Here is a 905-nt window from a genome sequence, read left to right on the forward strand (position 1 = left end):
TCCTTGGCGACGCTGATGGATGGCTATGCGAGAACTCCCGGAGTAAACCTCCACGGTATCTAAGTCCCACAGTACGCTCACCTTTTGCCCGACATACTGGTATGGCACGCTATAGTTGTGCTTATCAACCATGACGTGATAGGTCCCGGACAGTTTCACCTCCTTGCGATATCTGAAGCGGTATGGAGTCATGGGCAGCTTACCCAACGTTGGTTGCTCTTCCGCCTCGAAGATGTCACGTCTGCTTCTCCCTGTCGTTCTGGACGGCTTTTCATTGAAGCCGTCCATCAACTCATAGATACGGGTATTCATACTCAGAAGATTGTAAAACACCTCGTCATGTAGCAGAGCGTAGACGGCATTGTATGTCTTTTGGACGAGTCCCTCGACTGGACCTTTGTCCCTCGGAGTGCGAACCCTGCAGGTTTGGAGGGATGTATCGTAGTAGGCAGCCCATTCCACGGCAGCATCATTGAACGCTGGCTCGTAGCGGTCGTATTTCTTCACCCACTGCTTCATGTTGTCACTCTTGGCTATGCGAGTTGTTCCGCCGAAGTAAGAGAAGGCATCGGATATACCGCCGAAGAAGTTCTCCATGGAAGCGTTGTACATAGCTTGGCAAATCCCAAGCCGCTGTATGGCAGGATACAGACCAAGACGACAACCTTGGTTAGTTTACCTGTTTTCGGGTCGGTAAGCCACAGGGCATCGCCGGCGAAGTCAATCTGCATCTCTTCCCCAGGAATATAGGTGTTATGGAAGCTGAGGTTGTGTGAGTACTGATACTCACGGATTGACTTCTTGAACTGGGTGTATCCATATCCGTCGGGATGCTCCTTCTTGTATGACTCGTGCAGGGCTTGAATGGTGAGGTAGCGGTTATGCGACAAGTCTGACACATATTC

The 905-nt window shown here is 50.9% G+C and carries 1 protein-coding gene and 1 pseudogene; both read right to left on the minus strand.

The features are described from left to right. A partial coding sequence (locus DW830_RS15525) for a Mu transposase domain-containing protein (RefSeq protein WP_410524536.1) occupies positions 1-612 on the minus strand: 612 nt, incomplete at its 3' end. After that, positions 534-905 (minus strand): annotated as a pseudogene (locus tag DW830_RS16830) (hypothetical protein); the annotation flags it as partial. The gene DW830_RS15525 and the pseudogene DW830_RS16830, both read right to left, overlap by 79 nt.

This window comes from Prevotella sp. AM34-19LB, from assembly GCF_003468525.1.
GTDB lineage: Bacteria > Bacteroidota > Bacteroidia > Bacteroidales > Bacteroidaceae > Prevotella.